Origin of the sequence: Paenibacillus sp. FSL R5-0914, assembly GCF_038004525.1 — a bacterium.
GTDB lineage: Bacteria > Bacillota > Bacilli > Paenibacillales > Paenibacillaceae > Paenibacillus_AQ.
Genome location: NZ_JBBORH010000002.1, coordinates 984,562 through 1,003,518 on the forward strand (window position 1 = coordinate 984,562; position 18,957 = coordinate 1,003,518).

12 protein-coding genes are annotated in these 18,957 nt (G+C 46.1%); 9 read left to right on the plus strand and 3 right to left on the minus strand.

Going from position 1 to position 18,957, the window contains the following annotated elements:
* Positions 1 to 55 precede the first annotated feature (55 nt).
* Both MKX60_RS20575 and MKX60_RS20580 read right to left on the minus strand, forming a co-directional pair.
* Positions 56 to 1,834: a histidine kinase gene (locus MKX60_RS20575; RefSeq protein WP_081382913.1), complete on the minus strand. Its 1,779-nt coding sequence runs from the start codon at positions 1,832 to 1,834 to the stop codon at positions 56 to 58.
* Entirely contained in the window at positions 1,815 to 3,056 is a 1,242-nt protein-coding gene (locus MKX60_RS20580) for a response regulator (protein ID WP_341060823.1), read from the minus strand. The genes MKX60_RS20575 and MKX60_RS20580 overlap by 20 nt, the downstream gene beginning before the upstream one ends.
* Before the next feature lie 307 nt (positions 3,057 to 3,363).
* Here MKX60_RS20580 and MKX60_RS20585 point away from each other — a divergent pair, with 307 nt between their 5' ends.
* The 4 genes from MKX60_RS20585 to MKX60_RS20600 all read left to right on the plus strand — a co-directional run bounded on the left by MKX60_RS20585 (position 3,364) and on the right by MKX60_RS20600 (position 14,003).
* Entirely contained in the window at positions 3,364 to 5,541 is a 2,178-nt protein-coding gene (locus MKX60_RS20585; protein WP_341060825.1) for a beta-galactosidase, read from the plus strand.
* Between the two features lie 63 nt (positions 5,542 to 5,604).
* Positions 5,605 to 7,770: a GH92 family glycosyl hydrolase gene (locus MKX60_RS20590; protein WP_076283768.1), complete on the plus strand. Its 2,166-nt coding sequence runs from the start codon at positions 5,605 to 5,607 to the stop codon at positions 7,768 to 7,770.
* Positions 7,771 to 7,963: 193 nt separating this feature from the next.
* Positions 7,964 to 9,055, plus strand: a complete 1,092-nt coding sequence (locus MKX60_RS20595) for a peptidyl-prolyl cis-trans isomerase (protein ID WP_341060827.1) — start codon at positions 7,964 to 7,966, stop codon at positions 9,053 to 9,055.
* A gap of 25 nt (positions 9,056 to 9,080) precedes the next feature.
* Entirely contained in the window at positions 9,081 to 14,003 is a 4,923-nt protein-coding gene (locus MKX60_RS20600) for an S-layer homology domain-containing protein (protein WP_341060829.1), read from the plus strand.
* 65 nt (positions 14,004 to 14,068) lie between these two features.
* Here MKX60_RS20600 and MKX60_RS20605 read toward each other — a convergent pair whose 3' ends face one another.
* Entirely contained in the window at positions 14,069 to 14,926 is an 858-nt protein-coding gene (locus MKX60_RS20605) for a class I SAM-dependent methyltransferase (protein WP_341060830.1), read from the minus strand.
* 367 nt (positions 14,927 to 15,293) lie between these two features.
* On the opposite strand from MKX60_RS20605, the gene MKX60_RS20610 reads away from it, so the two are divergent.
* The 5 genes from MKX60_RS20610 (at position 15,294) to MKX60_RS20630 (ending at position 18,957) form a co-directional block, all read left to right on the plus strand.
* The gene (locus MKX60_RS20610; protein ID WP_341060831.1) at positions 15,294 to 15,962 is read left to right on the plus strand and encodes an epimerase; all 669 of its coding nucleotides are present in this window, start codon (positions 15,294 to 15,296) and stop codon (positions 15,960 to 15,962) included.
* Complete coding sequence (locus MKX60_RS20615; protein WP_341060833.1) at positions 15,962 to 16,486, plus strand: GNAT family N-acetyltransferase; 525 nt, start codon at positions 15,962 to 15,964, stop codon at positions 16,484 to 16,486. Before MKX60_RS20610 ends, MKX60_RS20615 begins: the two co-directional genes overlap by 1 nt.
* Positions 16,487 to 16,777: 291 nt before the next feature.
* Positions 16,778 to 17,989: an MFS transporter gene (locus MKX60_RS20620; RefSeq protein WP_341060835.1), complete on the plus strand. Its 1,212-nt coding sequence runs from the start codon at positions 16,778 to 16,780 to the stop codon at positions 17,987 to 17,989.
* Positions 17,990 to 18,042: 53 nt separating this feature from the next.
* Positions 18,043 to 18,402 (plus strand): GIY-YIG nuclease family protein, encoded by a 360-nt coding sequence (locus MKX60_RS20625; RefSeq protein ID WP_042188371.1) that lies wholly within the window; start codon positions 18,043 to 18,045, stop codon positions 18,400 to 18,402.
* A gap of 75 nt (positions 18,403 to 18,477) precedes the next feature.
* Positions 18,478 to 18,957, plus strand: a complete 480-nt coding sequence (locus MKX60_RS20630; RefSeq protein ID WP_042188373.1) for a DUF6530 family protein — start codon at positions 18,478 to 18,480, stop codon at positions 18,955 to 18,957.

The following is an 18,957-nucleotide window of genomic DNA, read 5'->3' on the forward strand; positions in this document are numbered from 1 at the left end:
TATTTCTCAAAAAGATCGATTTCTTTATAGTGTCCGCATTCATTAACAATCTTAGTTAATTGGGCAGCTCCTTCTTCAAGCTAATCGTAACCGTTGTGCCTTGCCCCGGAGTGCTGGAAATGCTTAGCCCATATTGAGGACCGTATTCCAGCTTGATCCGTTCGTCCACATTTCGCAACCCATATCCGCTCTGGAATAGCACATCTTCCTTAGCTTGGCTAAGTGTCGCGCCGTTGGCAAAGCCGACTCCATCATCCGTCACTGTAAAGCGAATCTCATCCTCCAGCAGCTCGCCTTTAATCCAGATTCTGCCCATGCCACGTTTCTCGCTGATGCCGTGCTTGATCGCATTCTCTGCGATAGGCTGAAGAATCAGCTTTAGAATGCGGACTTTGCGCAGCGATTCCTCAATATCGTATTCAATCTCGAATTTATTCGGGAAACGCATTTGCTCGACCGTCACAAAACTCTCCACCAAACGGATTTCTTCGTCGACAGTAACGAATTTATCGCCTTTATGCAGGCTAATCCGAAAAAAGGTCGCCAGAGAAGAAATCAGCCGCTCAATGTCGGGCTGCTTCTTCAGCCGGGCAATCCAGGCAATCGCATCTAACGTGTTGTAGAGGAAATGAGGATTGATCTGCGACTGTAGCGCAGTCAGCTCCGCCTTGCGCTGCTTCTCTTTTTCCTCATCTTTTTCAAGCATTAATTGGCTGATCCGTTCTACCATCTGATAGTAGCTGTTCTCTAGCTGGAAAATCTCATCGACCTGTGCCCGCTGCTCATAGACAGCTGCTAAGTCTTTTTTGCCAAACAGACTCAGCTTCTTCTTCAAGTTCAGTAGTGGTCGGGTGATTTTGGCCGCCAGATAAAAGGAAAGAATCAGTAGGACAATGAAGGTAACACTGGCGAAAAGAAGGGCATTTCGGTTACCCTTGGCAATTCCCTCCAGCAACTTATGGCTAGAAATCACACTGGTGAACTCCCAGCTAACGCCAAGCGTTTCCAACCTAGGATTCAAAGGATAAGTAGCAATGATATAGGAATTCCCGTTATCTGACCAGGTGCGGTAGCCTTCTTTCTGACCCGGGCGAAGAGGTGCGTTCTCCTCCAAAAAATTGCCCAAGAGCCGCTTGTCGGGGTGAGATATAATCCGCTCGCTGGAAGTCAGGAAGGAGTAGCCAATGCCAGTGAAACTGGAGGAATAAAGATCTGCCAAGGCGGCTTCTCTGACATAGATGATGACGACCCCGATATTTTGCCCCGTATTGAAGTTCCGGAATTGCTGTCCGAAGGGGATATAGGCATTGCCGTCCCCATCCCGTTTGATTTCACCGACAACAGGCATGCTGCTCTCCTGTATACGTTTAATGAACAAGGCTTCGGGAACCTCGAGCATCTGCTCCTTGGACTGATAAGAGTAAAGCATATTATCATTGGTGTTGATGATTACATTGCCCACCAGATCATTCTGTGCCAGCATACCGTCGATGATAGCCCCGATCCGTAATTCCTTGTCTGCTGCCGGCAGGGAATCGTTATTAATGATCTGGTAAATGTCGCTGTTCACCAGAAATCGCAGGAACAACATCTGAATGTCATCGACCATCAACTCCACACTGAGCCCAATTTGGCGTTGAGTCTGGACCACATGGCGATACAGATCCTTCTGCAGATAGGTATAGGAATAGAAGTTGAAAATAACAAGCATCAGCACCAGATGCAGAGACAATCCCACTAACAGGACAACAACAATCCGACTTTTGATCTTGAACCTCCGCATCCAAGAATCCATCCGGTTGGCCATCGTTAGCTTAACCATAGGTTTTTGCATATTCGCTCGGCGGGATGCCCGTCATCTTTTTGAAAATCTGGCTAAAGTATTTGGAGTCGGTGAAACCAACCTGATTGCCCACCTCATAGACCCGGTACATCGGATTGCGTAGCATACGTTTGGCTGTTTCAATCCGATATTCCGTCAGACATTCATAGAAAGTCTTGTTCAAATCTTTGCGGAATAGATGCATTAAATGGGTTGGACTGACGAACACAGCAGCAGCAACCATCTCCACGGTAATGTTCCCAGCATAATGCTCCCGGATAAAAGCGAGGGCGTCTCTGATTTCACGCCGGCATCGAGCTCCGGCCTCTTCCTCAGCGTACAACACGCGTTCAATACCAGACAATGCACGCTGCGCAGCAAGCACAGCCTGTTTGTATGAATCTACGATTCCGTTCCATTTTTCAGTTGGTTTGCCGATGCCAACGCTAAGAGCCTGGCCGAAGTGCTGCTGGCTCCATTCCGATAGCTGCTTACCTAATCTGCGGGCAGAATCGCCGGCAAGCTCAGGTTCATCGGTTCGGAGAATCATAACCCACTCCAGATGACTATCGCGGAATAGACAGAGCTGTTCAAAAGAATACGCTTCCAGAATAACCGCTGCTTCATCCTCCAACGCTTTGCCTACATCAGTTCCTTGAAGACCATTATCAGCAGGGAAGGCTATGGACAGCGGCAGCATAGCTTTTCCTGGTTCCAATTGCAGCTCCAGCAGCTTTATTTTGCTGGTAATGAATTCCTCACTATGCAGCTGGCCATGCAGTAAATCCTGCCAGAATTGTTTGGATATCGCGGCAATTTCCTCATTAAGCTGTGAATATCGCTTGGAGAGTTGCTTTTTCCCCAGAATTTCTTCGCCAACGCTTCGTACTGTATCTGCGAGTTCTTCTATATTAATGGGCTTCAGCAAATAGGTGGAGGCACCATAACGTAATGCAGCCTGCGCATATTGAAATTCGTCATAACCGCTAAGTACGACAATGCCTACGATCATGTCCTGCTCCCGTATTTTCTCGATAAGTTCAAGACCGTTCATATACGGCATACGGATATCGGTAATAATCACATCCGGGCGGTGCTGTAGTGCAAGCTCCAAACCCTCTTCACCATTGCTGGCTTCTCCTATGATCTCGACGTTGTATTCTGCCCAGTCTATGGTTTGGGTGATGCCCATACGGACGAGATATTCATCATCTACTATAAGCGCTTTCAACATTGGCCTCACCTCGAAGTAGTTTCTAATATGTCTTACAGTCATTATAAACATGAAACCTCTTTTAGAGGAGCGGTAATTTCTCAGTTGTCAGGATCACAAACGATTTCGCAGTATGTTCACCGGTGGCTAAGTACAAAAATGTCCGCATAGCGGAAGTTCTAAACATTTCAACAGCTTAACAAACCGTTTCATAGGATTCCATCCTAACTTTTGCAAAATGTACTGTGATAGACTTTAACCGTAAAAGAGCGGTAAGCGCTTTTATAAATACATGACATCGAAATTGAACGCTGTAGGAGGAGTACCCTTGATACAAAAATCATTTATTCCATTCGGGTTTCAATATTACCGTTCCCCAACCCCATTCCGGGATCAATGGGAGAAAGACCTAAGCAATATTGCCGGGCAGGGCTTCAATTGTGTGAAGTATTGGGTGCAGTGGCGCGCCAGCGTGTCCAAAGAAGGGATCTACCAGTTCGATGATATTCAGGAGCTGATGGATATTGCTGAACAGAATGGCTTAAAGGTCATTTTGAACGTGATTTTCGATGTGGCGCCAGCCTGGTTTTATAAAAAACATCCTGATTCCAAAATGATCACAGCAGACGGTTCCGTTCTGGAACCAAGGGCAATTAACTGCCGCCAGATTGGCGGAGCTCCTGGACCTTGTTATCACCATGCAGCTGCAGCCACGGAGAAGGCGAAATTTCTGGCGGAAACAGTGAAGACTTTCAAAGATCATCCTGCACTCTGGGTGTGGGATTTATGGAATGAGCCTGAGCTGACGACAGGGATTAAGCGCAAGCTGTCATTTGACAACCAGGTATGTTATTGCGAGCACTCAGTGCTGGCATTCCAAGAATGGCTGAAAAATAAATATATTGCTCTGGAAGCTCTGAACGAATCATGGCAGCGGACTTACAGAAGCTGGGAGGAAGTAGAGGCACCGCGTGGGCAAGGCGTATTCAATGATTTGGTGGACTGGCGGCTGTACATGTCCGGTACTTTAACAGATGAGCTGCGGAGCCGGGTAGATACTGTGAAGTCACTGGATCTGCTGCATCCTGTTATGGCACATACTGTGCCAGCTCCTATTTTTAATATGATTACAGCAGGTTCAGACGACTTTAAGCTGGCTGAGCCCTGTGACCTGACAGGCAATAGCCTAGGGTCCTCAGCTTGGTCGGCTGATCTACTGATCTCTGCCGCCAAAGGCAAACCGATCATCAACTCAGAGATTCATGCGCTGCCTGGCAATACGGCGATGAAACCGCGCCAGCCGGAGCTGCGAGAAATGAAGCAGCATATTCTGACCCCGCTCGCCCGTGGCATCACGGGATATCTGTTCTGGCAGTATAGACCGGAGGTATTAGGACAGGAGGCTCCGGCTTGGGGTAGTGTGTATTTGGACGGCAGTCCAACCCCATGGTACAAGGATATGGCCCAACTAAATAAGCTTGTGCAAGACAATAAGCAAGAGCTTTTACAGGCAAAACGGCGTGGGGACGGGATTGCTATTCTATTCAGCCCACAGAACCAAATCGCAAACTTTGCTGCCCATGATCATTTGGACACCTATAACGATTCCCTTCAAGGCGTCCATAAACTGCTACATGATCTTAATTATAAAGTGGAATTTCTGCATGAGTCGGATGTTACGGAAAAGACATTGGAGCAATACCGCTGCCTGTGGATGCCTTATCCACTGTATCTGAACCGTAAACTGTGTGACCTCCTGCGTGAGTGGGTAGAAAAGGGAGGCATATTGATTTCGGAATGCTCCTTCGGCGCGCTTCAGGCAGAGAATGGCTGTCACAGCTATACAGTTCCCGGTTACGGATTTGATGAAGTCTTTGGGGTTCGGGAGACTTGGATTCATTCTGCCGAGAATCTGGATCATAGCTATCATCAGGTAGCATTCGAATCACGGACGGCGATCCCACTCCTTAATGTAATGGAGCACAGCAAGGAAGGGGAAGCAGCCGCAGATGATAAGGCACACGGCTCCTATTACAAATCAGATATTTCGCTGCAAAGTCATGTGAAGGTCCTAGCCGAATTTGCCGAGGACAACATGCCTGTGTTGACGGCCGCTGCTTATGGAAATGGGCGTGCTGTGTGGTTCGGTACCTTACTTGCGGCTGCCTACTGGCAGGATGGACATACCGGAACGCTCCAGTTGGTGCGCGATCTTTTACAGCAGGAATTGAAGCTACAGCCGAATGTGCAAGTAAGCGGAGGTGTCCGCGCTGATCTTTCCGAGTGGGAAGTTGAAGAAGACAGAGGTGCGTTCCTCTATGTGCATAATGAAGGGAAGACGTTGGCAGAAGCCAAAGTTACGCTGCCTGCCAATTATACTTCAGCAGAGCCATGGTTTGACGATGGGAATGCCAAAATTCAGCCAATAAATCCGTTTGAACCTTCAACAACTCACCTGTCTATACGGGTAGAAGCTGGAGATGTTCAAGTATTTCGATTATCTTAGCCGGCAGCAGTTAAGGTCGGAGATTATAGAGCTGGTGTAAGCCAGCCAAAGGAGTGTATCCATTTGGCTTTGTTAGATTATGTTAATCCATTACAGGGGACTAAGTCGGATTTCCGCTACTCACACGGCAATACGCTGCCGCTTACAGCGATGCCATTTGGCATGGCGGCTTGGAGCCCACAAACCCACGAAGCAGGGGGGACCTGGTTCTTCCATCCGCACCATCGCCACCTGGAGGGCATACGACTAACTCACCAGCCCAGTCCTTGGATCGGAGATTATGGACATCTAACACTGTTGCCACAGACTGGACCGTTATTGCTCAGTCCTGATTCGCGCTCATCTTCCTTTAAACCGGAAGAGATGCAAGTGTCCCCACACTACTTCGGTGTGTCTCTTCAACGATATCGTACCCGACTGGAGCTGACCCCTACAGAGCGCTGTGCGGTGATTAGAATAACATACGCTAAGGGACAACAGAACAGGCTCATAATAGCACCGCTTAAAGGCGAGTCTCAACTCACCTTTCAACCGGAGAAACGCAGGATCATCGGCTTTACAAGAGGCCATACCGCCGGGGTACCCGATAATTTCGCGATGTATTTCGTCTTCCAATTCGACACAGACATCCTCATGGAGGATTCGGGAATCTTTGACGGGGAGTACCAACCTCTAAGGACGTATGAAGGAACCGGCGATAAGCTGGGCGCATACGTAGAATTAAACATACCGGAATCCGGTGTAATAGAAGTGAAATGCGGCACTTCCTTTATTAGTGGGGAGCAAGCGCAATTGAATCTCGATCGGGAGGTCGGTGGGCACAGCTTCGGAGAGATCTTGAGCAAAGCAGAGGCAGGCTGGGAAGAACGGCTGAGCCGCATTGTTGTCGAAAGCGCGGATGAAGAGAACCTCCGTACCTTTTACAGCTGTATGTACCGGATCTGCCTGTTTCCTAGAACATGGCATGAATATAACGAGCAGGACGAGCAAATTCATTACAGTCCTTTTAACGGCAGCATTTGCCGGGGTCCAATGTATTCAGATATCGGACTGTGGGATGTATACCGGACTAGCTTCCCGTTATACAGTATCCTGTTTCCATCCTTGCTCGGTGAGATCATGCAGGCTTGGACATTAGCTTACGGTGAAAGTGGTTGGCTGCCAAAATGGCTGTCACCAGGCGAACGCAGTGCCATGCCCGGCACACTGATCGATGCGGCAGCTGCGGATGCCGTGGTTAAGGGCATCAGCGGCTTCGACGTAGAGCTAATATATGAAGGTTTGCTGAAACATGCAGATCGTCCGGCTACAGACGAGAAGCTGGGTAGACGGGGGCTAGAATTGTATTTGCAGCACGGCTATCTGCCGCATGATCGTTTTCATGAAAGTGTAAGCAACACGCTGGATTATATATACGGGGACTTCTGTATAGCCCAGATAGCCAAAGCACTCGGCAAAATGGATGATTATGAGCGTTTTATGGACCGGGCGCAAAATTACAAGCTGCTGTTTGATCCCGAGGTTGGGTTTATGAGAGGCCGTAACGAGGATGGCACTTGGCAGGAAGGATTTGATCCTTTGGCGTGGGGTGATCCGTTTTGTGAAGGTGGAGCTTGGCAAGGGAGCTGGGCAGTGCCCCATGACTTCCCGGGATTAGCCAGTCTGATGGGTGGCGAGGAAGCTTTTGTTCGGCGTCTGGACCAGTTAATGGCCGAGGAACCGATATTCAAAGTGGGATCTTATGGCTTGGAAATTCATGAAATGTCGGAAATGGCTGCGGCCGATCTAGGGCAGTTTGCCATCAGCAATCAACCCAGCTTCCATATTCCTTATATTTTCGCCAGACTCGGGGCGTTGTCCAAAACACAGTACTGGGTTCGCAAAACCATGGCTAAACTGTTCAATTGTGGAATGGATGGGTTACCCGGCGACGAGGATAATGGCAGCATGGGTGCCTGGTATATTTGGAGCGCCATCGGACTGTATCCGTTAAGTCCCGGGATTCCCGAGTATGTACTGGGCAGCCCACTATTTGATAAAGTAACGATTCGGCTTGAAAATGGGCGGCAATGGGTCATTGAAGCACAAAACAACAGCCCCGCCAATGTGTACAGTAAATCAATCCACTGGAACCACACGCTTTGGGAGCACCACTCTTTGCCTCATGAAGAGATTATCAAAGGCGGCGTCCTGAGCTTCAGTATGTGTCCGGGGGTAGTCCCGTCCTAAAAACAATGCAAGGCAGTCCGGATTATTTCGGGCTGTTTTTGTTTTTTGGATGGAGTGAAATTGCTCTTTTTGGTCAAATCGTGAAATGGCAAACCATTTCGCAGCATTCCCGCCTGTTTTTTCAAGGGTAACATGTCTAATATCGAAGAGAATGAAAGCGCTTAATAAGAATGCGGAGAGGAGGAATCAACTTATGACTTTAAGGCTTCATTCCAAAAGAAATCGACTTATCACTATTCTATTCGCTCTGATTGCGGGAAGCCTGCTGCTGATTGGCGCGATGAATGTGCAGGCTCCACAAGCAGAAGAACCACTTCTGACCCTTAACGGACAGGAGGTCACTGCAGCGGAGTTCAACTGGCATCTTCAAATGAATCGGGCACTGACTGCTGATTACTTCAAACAGACCTACGATGCCGACTACTCAGAGAAATTCTGGTCTACCGACTATTCCGGCGAAAAACCAATCCACAGGTGGATAAAAGAATCCCAGACGCAGCTACTGACGAAGCGGATGGAGTTGCAGCTTGCTCAAGAAGCAGGTGTGGTATCGGATATCAGCTATGAAGGTTTTCTAAAAGGAATGGGGCGTGAGAATCAACGGCGGAGTCAGGCGGCAGCGAATAAGGAAGTGGTGTATGGTCCTCTTCATCTGGAAGCGCAGGCCTATTACAGTTATTACATGAGCAACCTTGAGGATGCCACGATTGAGGCAATGCGCAGCAACGGAGGTATCGTGATTTCAGATGAACAGGTAAGGCTGGAATATGAAGCAAATCTAGCTGCTAAATATTCTCGGCCGGGAGCTATACATCTTGAATGGGCGTCACTGCCTTTTGGTCCGGAAACAGAATACAAAGATCAGCAGAAGGCCTTGGAGAAAATGGAATTGCTCCGGGCAGCAGTAATAGCAGCAGAAATAAGATCAGACACAGGCATCCATCAGCAGGCAAAAGAGCTGGGTATAAACGTGGGCGAAGTCAAAATAACAAGTGCTTCCCGACGAACAGCAGCGCTGGAAAATCCTAAGGTATTGCTTGCTGCAGATCAGCTTGCACCTGGACAGATTAGTGGCTTGTTTGCTGAAAATGGGGCCATCCATCTACTTTACTGTCTATCGGTAGAGGATGCAGGAGTTATACCTTTCGATCAAGTGAAGGATGCTATCACACTTCATTTGGCGCAACAGAAGTTTAGATCCATGGTGGACGATAAGCTATCCAAAGCTGTCCCAGAATGGAATTACCCAATGGCTGAAAGACTCGCAAACCAAGTCATTCAATAAATGTTCAAGGGGGAATAACACAACAATGTTAAAAAAACTCGCAAAATCACTGCTAATGATGGTGCTGATCTTCACGACAGTGTTCCCTGTAATGGGTGCTTCTGCCCATGCTGAAGAGACGTATGCCGATGATTTCTCGGCACTGCCAGCAGCGGAGCTGCGTTCGGAGAATTGGTTGAATGACAGCAGCAATCCTCAATTCTTCGGCGGAGATGCTACGCGGTTGGTCAGGACATCCACGGATACCGGTTATGCCGTTTATTCATTAACAGGAATTCAGTCGTTTACGCTTCAAGCCTATTATTTCTCTGGCTCAACAGCTGTAATCAAGTTCTACGGATCGGGTGATGCGACAGCGTGGACGGAGCTTCCAGTCATTAATGACAGTCCCACAGCAACCGGTTCTGGTTGGTATGGAACAGTATACACGCCCGCCGGTGCACTTCCGAATGATGTCAATTATCTCAAAATCGAGATCAGCGGCGACCTCGACAGCTGGCTGATACAGCTTGGACACCTTACGCTCTCCAATGTATCACTTGCACCCCAAACGATTAATGATGAGCTTGATGATGTTTCACAGCTGTATGCATTTAGTACAAATTGGTCTTTAGATACAAGCAATCCCACTTTTTTTGGTGGAGATCATTCTCGTGCTGTGAGAACAGCAGATTCGGCAGAATCACTTGTGTACCATTTGCATAATTTGCAGCATTTCATCGTCCGTCTGCATTCCTTTGCCGGGTCTAGCGGAAGCATAAAGTTCTATGGATCGGCGGATGCATCCACCTGGACAGAGATTTCAGCAATACATGAAGCTCCACAATCTACAGGAGATGCAGCTTGGACCGGGACGAATTATACCCCAGCACAAGGGATTCCTTCCGGCATTCATTATTTAAAAATCGAGCTCAGCGGCGATTCCGCCCCTTGGCTGATGCAGCTAGGATCGGTCTCCTTGTCCAACCGCTTGCCTGGAGATGGAGGGAACAGCGGTGGAGACGGAGATTATTACGTCGATTCATTTGCAGGCAGCGACAGCAATGATGGAAAAACACCTGAGACAGCCTGGAAGACCTTCTCTGTAGTGAACGAGACCACCTTTGAGGCTGGAGACCGAATTTTGTTAAAGAAGGGCGGAATCTGGAATGAACAATTATATCCTAAGGGTAGCGGAACAGACGATAAACCGATAACAATCACTGCCTATGGCAGCGGAAGTAAACCGACTATCAATGGTGGAGGCATGGCCGGAGCAGCTGTATACCTGCGTAATGCCTCAAACTGGGTAATTCGGGATCTTGAGGTTACTAATTATGCTTCCGAGAGAGGAACGGTTTACCGGGAAGGCATAATGGTGGAGAACGCAAACGGAGGGACATTAAGAAATATCCTCATCCAGGATAACTATGTTCATGATGTATCAAGCAGCTTCCGTTATCCGACAGTTTCCGGTGCAGAAGGGGGTCCACATGCGTTCGGTGGAATCTCCGTATATGTGGGCGGAACGACGGGCACGGACAAATTCGATGGGGTATGGATCGAAGGCAACACGGTCGAACGAATTGGACGGACAGGAATTGTCGTATGGGATCAGCGTTTCAACGGAGCCGACTATGCTACGGTCAATGTTACGATCCGCGGAAATTATGTCAAACAAGCAGACAGCGACGGCATTCTCACCTTCGGTGCGGACGGAGCGTTAATTGAGCATAACATAGCAGAAGAAGGTGGGAACTACTCCGAAGAAGGCGAGTTTAACGGCTCAGCCGCAATCTGGCCGACCCGGGGTAAGAATAATATCGTGCAGTTTAATGAGTCCTTTAACACAAATAAACCAGAGGGAGATGGTCAGGGCTTCAATCTGGATATTGATACTATGGACAGTGTAGTTCAATATAATTACAGCCATGGCAATAAGGGCGGATTCATGCTTTTTGTCGATGCCCGTTTAACTCCAGGAGTGCTGACCGGCTCCTCTAACAATGTAGTCAGATACAACATCAGCCAGAATGATCTGACGCATACGTTTAATTTTGCAGGTGGGGTTACGCCGGATACGCAAATCTATAACAATACGATCTATATCGGCACTGGGCAAAACACCAAAATAATCGACCATGAATGGGACGACGCAGGAAATATCAACGCTCCCTATACGTTCAGGAACAATCTGGTCTACAACCTTGGACAGGGAGGTTATAATCTGCCTGGGGTAAATGGCAGCTTCGACCACAACCTGTTGTATGGAAATCATCCGGTAAGCGAGCCGGAAAATACGAATCCCGTCACAGCGAATCCGCTCTTGGTTGCTCAGGGCAGCGGTGGAATTGGCTGGAATACAGTGGACGGTTACAAGTTAAGAGAAGGCTCCCCTGCGCTTGGGGCTGGTGCAATCATTGCAGACAACGGAGGCCGTGACTATTGGGGCAACTCTATCTCAGCAGAAAATCCACCGAATATCGGAGCCTATAATGGACCCGGACTTGATCCTGCCACACTGCCTGAAGCACCTGTGGATGATCTGCGATTATATTTTCAAGGCTTAAAAATTGCTCCTCATATTACAGATGGTAGAAACGGAGGCATATCCCTTCAACTTCAGTTTACAAACAGTTCTGGAGTAGACCCTCTGAGAATTAACAAAATTTCCTGGAAAATAGGAGAAGGAAGTGATCAGCTCAGTGGTAGCCAGTCGCAACTAGCTGAAATCGCTCCGAATAGCGGATTTACTTATCCAATACCCTTGCCGGGATTCTCTGAAAGCGTTAAATATCCACTAGAGTTGACCGTTGACCTTGAAGGCTATGAGACAGTTCACCTCAAGCAAAACATAGATATTAACCGGATGAAGCATCAGTCAGACACAGAAACTCCCGCGCTGATTGATCTTGCAGACGGAACCCCTTTGTTGAGCGGGTATAACGGTGCGGATGATCTTAGCGGAACAGCGCAATTACGCTGGGATGCGGATAACATTTATTTAACCGCCGACATCCGTGATGATGTATTCAGCCATAACGCTTCCGGGATTAATATTTGGCAAAATGACAGTATTCAATTCAGCCTTGCTCCCGGTGTACCGGGCGATAGCCAATCCTGGTATGAATACGGAATTTCACAGACGCCGGAGGGGCCGCAAATATACCGCTGGCTGTCCATGAAAGGTGCTGCTACTGGAGTGTTGACCAAAGGAACTCTAAGTGTAACCCGAGATGAAGCGGCTAAGATTACCTCATATGCACTGGCACTACCTTGGAGTGAAGTAAGTCCAATTCGGGCAGCATTAGGCAATATCTTGAGCTTCTCGATGTTGGTTAACGATAATGATGGTGCGGGCCGAAAAGGGTATATTGAGTGGGGATCAGGCATTGGCGCTGCGAAAGATGCGACACTCTTCCGCACCTTCCAGTTTATGAATGTCGAAGATGAGGAGGGGACACAACCGAGTGATAATGCTGATTTGAGCTTTTTGAGTATGGACGGTACAGATATTTCCGGGTTTGACCGGAACACACTCACCTATACAATAAATGTACCCTTTTCTAAAACAGCCGTGACTGTAACAGGGATACCTTTAGATCCGAAAGCCAAATTAACAGTAACTAGCGGAAGTGAACTAAAAGTAGGAGAAAATAGCGTCAGCATCAAAGTTACCGCCGCAAATGGAACAACAACAAAGACCTACACTTTGAAAGTGGTACGGAGTGAAGACAGCGGGGGAACAGAAACGCCCGGCGGTTCGTCCGGCAACAATAATGGCGGGAACAATAGTAACAGTGGAGGGAAAATAGTTAATCCAGTGAATATAATCTCAGCCGGCCATATTCAGATTCAGGCTTCACCTGATACTGAAGGAATGCGCCTTGCACAGCTTCCTACTGGAGAAATTCAAAAAGCGATGAATGGTGTGCAAGATGGTGCATTGGTACTTGAGCTTACTAAATTAGATGCCACAGCTAAGGGTGTAACCTTTCAATTGCCCGTTACCGAACTGAAAGATAATGTTACCTCTCTTACAATAAAAGCAGGTGCAACCACCGTAACGTTCCCAATTGACAAGAGGGGTAGCAATATTCCGGAGGGCTCCAAGCAGTTAGAGCTGTCCATTCATTTTGTTGATCCTTCAACCCTTTCTGTTGCATTAAAAGAGAAATGGAAAACGCATGCCGTGTTCCGGATCTCCTTGATGGTAGACGGAAAGCAAATAGAAACATTAAGTCAATCTGCGGCAATGAAGGTATCGTTTGGATATAAATTGAATCCTAGTGAAGCGCCGAATCAAGCCATCGTCTATTCTATTACCCGCGAGGGGCTGGCGGAAGTGGTCAAGAACTCCAAATACGTTTCAGGTACAGAGAGCATCACCTTCACAACACGGAACTTCGGATTATACGCTGCAGCGAATGGAGATATACACTTCTCTGATGTCAATTCGGACTTCGCTGCTATCCTAGAAGCGTTGGCTTCCCGTGACCTGGTGCACGGCACAGGAGATGGCAAATATGAGCCTGCCCGCCAAATCACAAGAGCGGAGTTTGTTCAACTGCTGGTATCGGCACTGGACCTTCAGGCTGAGAACAGCAATACTTTCGAAGATGTGAGTCCAGACGCTTGGTATTACCAAGCTGTCTCAACAGCTCAGGCGCTAAAGATTGTTAACGGACGCAGCGAAGGCTTCTTTGGCGCAAAAGAACCGATTACTCGCCAAGAAATGGCTGTTATTTTGTTTCGCGCTCGGAGTTTAGCTGCTCTTCAGCCGGATTACTCCAGCAAAACCGTAGTATTTGCTGATCAGAAGCAAATCGGAGCTTATGCCAGGGAAGCAGTTGAGTACCTGCAGCAGTCAGGGATAATCAATGGTTATTCCGACGGAACCTTCAGACCACTGAATCTGACCACCCGTGCGGAGGCTGCTGCTTTGATTTATAGAATTATGGGATTGTAATCATCACAAAAGAGCTGGAGCCAAGTGTATTTGGCTCCAGCTTTTTTTCTTGCAAGTATAATAAATTATTCCTTCAGACTGGCCACACAACATATCTCATGTCCGCGACGTTCACCTTGCCATCTGGCCAAAAGAGCCATTCGTTCAACAAATGGAGTATTCGGCCCATAGTGAGGATGTGCATCGATCAATACATCCGAAACGGAGACCAGTTGCCGCGTGAATATCGAATTGATATCAAATCCAGCCTGATTGAGTAATTCACGCACATTAGCGTCCGTGTAATGATACAGGTGATCGGGTTCAATAAATAACGGTGATTCAGGTCCGTAGACTTCGTTGGTTAAAGAATGGCTGTTGGGAATACTGAAATAAATTTTCCCTTGCGTTGTCAAAAGATTACGAATATCCTTCAAAAATGAAAATGGATCGGAAATATGCTCAAGCACATGCCAGAACACTACCGCATCATAACGAGGAAGATCAGGATTTTCAGCCGAGTCATCGTCTTGGGTGCGTTTCCATTCATCTTTAACCAGATCCACACCGTATTTATATTTGGCATAGGCTCGTGACAATTGTGAGGGTTCAATGCCAACCGCTCTCCAGCCGCCATTTTCAGCAGCATGTAAAAATTCACCTGTTCCAGAACCAAACTCTAGCAATGCTCCTTTTTCTGGACTGAACATTTCCAGCAGCATTAAATTAAACAGAGCATGATCAGAATAGGTAGCTTGAGCATATTTTTCACGCATTGCAATCCATTCTGTATTATAAATATCTGCGATTAAGCCGGTTGTATCAACCTCCGCAATATTCGCTCTAAAGATAAGACCACAGTTGCTACACCGTATCAACGTAAACGAATGATACTCATGGAATACGGTAATAGCTGGAGCAGGGCCACACAAAATACATTGCATATAAAAAACACCTCCGTTAATCGTTTCACTTATTCCTCCCAGGCCAAGCTGGGGTTAGGGCATCATAGTTCAGTTGAAGGGCTTGGAGTGGGTTTCATTTCTTTCATACTATTATCAATCTGGATAGAATATGCTCGTCTCACTGATCCTAAACAAGGTCAAACTTTAATAGATTTATAGTATAGCTTTCTAGGACTTTATATTAGGTGAAGCGGAAATTGGGAATCCTTCTGTTGTTACATGATTATAAAGGATCAAGAAGCAAGCACATTGTTACAAGCCATGATTACGCCAAAAGATTGTTGGCTTCGGAAATGCCTGTTAATATTGGAAATAGAATCATCTCTTAGATTGGAGAGTCAATGATATGAAGGTCATTATTTTTGGAGCTACAGGTATGGTTGGTCAAAGCGCGTTGCGTGAATGTTTGATGGATGATAGAGTTCAAGAAATACTTACGATTGGGCGTAAAAAGACAGAGCATCAACATACAAAACTAAGACAAATTCAACTATCCAATGTAGCTGAATTATCAAGTATAGAACATGAAATCACAGGTTATGATGCATGCTTTTTCTGCCTTGGGGTTTCCTCTGCTGGTATGAAGGAAGATGAATATAAAAGAGTAACATATGATATCGCGCTATCCGCCGGAACAACATTAGCAAGATTGAACCCTCAAATGACCTTTGTATATGTTTCTGGAAGTGGGACAGATAGTTCGGAAAAAGGACGCTCTATGTGGGCAAGAGTGAAAGGGAAGACAGAAAACGATCTGTTGAAGCTACCTTTTAAGGACGCTTATATGTTCAGACCAGGTGTAATTCTACCCCTATATGGCATACAATCCAAAACAAAAGTGTATCAGATTTTTTATGATGTGATGAAGCCACTTTATCCCATACTAAAGAAGTTAAACAGTGTCATTACATCGGAACAATTGGGACGAGCTATGATTCAGGTAACGATTAACGGTTATCCAAGACCCAGAATAGAAAGCAATGAGCTCAAATCCATGATCAGGAGGTTAATTTAATGAACATTATCATTAGACAAGAAAAAGCTCAAGATATTAACGAAGTCTACCATGTAGTCCAAAAATCATTTGAAAATGCGGAACATTCAGATCATGATGAGCACAATTTGGTAAATAGACTAAGGAGCTCGACAAAGTTTATTCCGGAGTTATCTCTTGTAGCTGAATATGAGAATAAGATCGTCGGTCATATCCTTTTTACAGAAATTCTAGTGGGTGATCAAACTCTGGTTGCGCTTGCACCTGTTGCAGTACTACCAGAAATGGAAAGCAAGGGTATAGGGAAGCTACTGATTACTGAAGGCCACAAAATCGCAACACAGCTTGGATATAAAGGCTCTGTCGTTTTGGGTCATGATAAGTATTATCCGAAGTTTGGTTATAAAAAAGCTAGTCAATTTGGTATAGATGCACCTTTCGAAGTTTCAGACGATAATTTTATGGCCGTTGAGCTTATAGATGACGGTCTCTCAGATGTCCATGGCGTTGTCGAATACGCTAAAGAATTTTTTGATATTAGATAAACGTAAAAAAGTGGAGCAAATGCTACGGCAGTTGCTCCACTTTTTTATTTGTTTACAGAATCAATTAACACCTTTAAAAAAAGGATTGTGGAATATCGAGACTGAAAACGGCTTGACGAACGACACTATCCTGTATAAAATGAAGCAGTGATTTAGTAAATTAGTAAATCAGTAAATTATTAAATAGGAGTGGTGCAATGAAAATACCAACAACGTTTAAACATAATCCTGTTGTCATGTTGGAGAGTTTTGAGAAGGTGTAAAAAATAGTAAAGGATATGGGGAATTAAAATGTTTTCTAATCGTTATGTTCGAACAATTATCCTCTCCCGTGTGTTATTGCAGCTCGGAATATGGATCCGGAATTATGCCGTCCTTCTTTATGTATCTGAATTGACGAATAATAATCCGGTAGATGTATCTCTGATATCGGTTGCCGAATTTGCACCGATCTTTCTTTTTGGTCTTATTGGTGGGACCTTTGCCGACCGATGGCGGCCGAAGAGAACCATGGTATGGAGCGATTTGTTATCTGGCTTGTCCGTCGGGGTGGTGCTGATTGCGGTCATGAATGGCGGATGGATTGCGCTTCTTATCGGATCTTTTGTATCTGCCAGTTTATCTCAATTTTCTCAGCCTTCGGCGATGAAACTGTACAAGAGACATGTGCAAGCTGAACAGCTGCAAGGCGTTATGGCGATGTCCCAAACCCTTGTCGCTGTCTTTATGGTTTTGGGACCTGTTATCGGTACGTTTATTTTTATTAAGTTTGGAATTCACGTATCTCTGATCCTGACAGCCGTTATGTTTCTGGGCTCTTCGCTTATATTGTCTTCCCTTCCTCGGGATGAAGAAGAACCGAAGTCAGGTAAAGCCAGCGGCTTCATCAAAGAGTTAACGGCTGGCTTGCGTTACATCGGATCGAGTAAACCCTTACGAACACTTAGTTTAACTTTCTCGGCGGTGGGATTGGCATCAGGACTAACTCAGCCGCTTCAGATTTTTCTTGTCATCGAAAATTTAGGTAAGGACAAACAATTTCTTCAGTGGCTTGTGATGGCTAGTGGGGCAGCCATGTTAGTAGGCGGAGCTGCAATAATCGGGATAGCCAAAAAAGTAAGGCCACAGCTATTGCTTTTGATAGGCTTACTCGTCAATGCCGTCTGTACGGTTGGAATGGGTGCTTCTAAGCAAATTTGGCTGACGATTATTTTCTTGGTGATCAGTGGTTTGTTTTACCCTTGCATTCAAGGAGGGATTCAGACACTTCTTGTGCGAAATACCGAAGGGGCCTTTATTGGCCGAGTTTCAGGAGCAATCATGCCTATTTTTATGGGAATGATGGTGGTTGGCATGTTCATTTCCGGCTACCTAAAGGATACGTTCTCCTTGATGGGCGTATTTATGGCGAGTGGTGTATTTGTGATTATTGGTGCGCTTTTTCTGCTTCCTATTGTGGTTAAGAAAAGAAGTAAAGTGCAGCTGGAATCGCTGGGAAAATGAAAATCCAACTACAATTTCCATGAATTTATTATCTAAGATAAGGAGAGAAAGATATGGATATGAATAAACGCAAAGAGCTGATCGAGGAGTACAAACAAATTAAGATTTATATGGGTGTTGCTCAAATCAAAAACCAAATCAACGGCAAAATATTTATCGACAGCTATCCTAATTTGAAAAACAAATGGCTTACCCTGCAAATGCAGTTGGATTCAGGGAGATTTGCAAATGCCCAGCTCCAGAAGGATTGGAAAGAATTCGGTGCGGATGCGTTTACCTATGAGGTACTAGAACAGAAGGAGATAGATAAGGTAACTGATATGCGCTGGGAACGGAAGAAAATCTTAAAGCCATGGTTAGAGAAGTTACAGCCCTACGGAGATAAAGGTTATAACAAACCACGAATTGACTAACGATGAAATCCAAGATAAGATGAAACCGACGTTTAGTAAATTAGTAAAATAGTAACTGGAAGGAAGAAAAAAAACATGAAAATACCTACAACTTTAAAACATAAGCCTGTTGTCGTATCGGAGAATTATGAGAAGGTTGACGGCCGAATGGCTGGAAACACAGATGCGAAAGGTCTTTCCTTAGGATTGGCGCAGTGGAATGATAGAGGAAAGGTCGATATTTCGGCTAAGGTATGGAGATATACCGGGGAAAAATGGTCCAGACAATCTGAGGAACTGCCTCTTCATCGCGTGCTTGATTTGTCCATTCTAATTTGCCGGTCGTTAGAACATTTCCGCGAAGCGTATCGATATGAGAATTTATATGACCCGGAGCAGCCCGTCATCGACAGAGTTGGCTTGCAAGGGGATGCGATGACTGTAGCGGTATGTACAGATAATGAGCGAATTAATGAAGATATTAAGCTATTTAATCAAGCTCTTAGCGATGACGATGAAATGATCGGTGAGCGTCTGAGCACGTTATCCAAAATATTGAAGGATATGGGATATTAA

What these genes read in the sequence shown, in the direction of transcription:
- MKX60_RS20575 (WP_081382913.1), bottom strand. Translation starts at nt 1,834, where the DNA reads ATGCAAAAACCTATGGTTAAGCTAACGATGGCCAACCGGATGGATTCT.
- MKX60_RS20580 (WP_341060823.1), bottom strand. Translation starts at nt 3,056, where the DNA reads ATGTTGAAAGCGCTTATAGTAGATGATGAATATCTCGTCCGTATGGGC.
- MKX60_RS20595 (WP_341060827.1), top strand. Translation starts at nt 7,964, where the DNA reads ATGACTTTAAGGCTTCATTCCAAAAGAAATCGACTTATCACTATTCTA.
- MKX60_RS20600 (WP_341060829.1), top strand. Translation starts at nt 9,081, where the DNA reads ATGTTAAAAAAACTCGCAAAATCACTGCTAATGATGGTGCTGATCTTC.
- MKX60_RS20605 (WP_341060830.1), bottom strand. Translation starts at nt 14,926, where the DNA reads ATGCAATGTATTTTGTGTGGCCCTGCTCCAGCTATTACCGTATTCCAT.
- MKX60_RS20610 (WP_341060831.1), top strand. Translation starts at nt 15,294, where the DNA reads ATGAAGGTCATTATTTTTGGAGCTACAGGTATGGTTGGTCAAAGCGCG.
- MKX60_RS20615 (WP_341060833.1), top strand. Translation starts at nt 15,962, where the DNA reads ATGAACATTATCATTAGACAAGAAAAAGCTCAAGATATTAACGAAGTC.
- MKX60_RS20620 (WP_341060835.1), top strand. Translation starts at nt 16,778, where the DNA reads ATGTTTTCTAATCGTTATGTTCGAACAATTATCCTCTCCCGTGTGTTA.
- MKX60_RS20625 (WP_042188371.1), top strand. Translation starts at nt 18,043, where the DNA reads ATGGATATGAATAAACGCAAAGAGCTGATCGAGGAGTACAAACAAATT.
- MKX60_RS20630 (WP_042188373.1), top strand. Translation starts at nt 18,478, where the DNA reads ATGAAAATACCTACAACTTTAAAACATAAGCCTGTTGTCGTATCGGAG.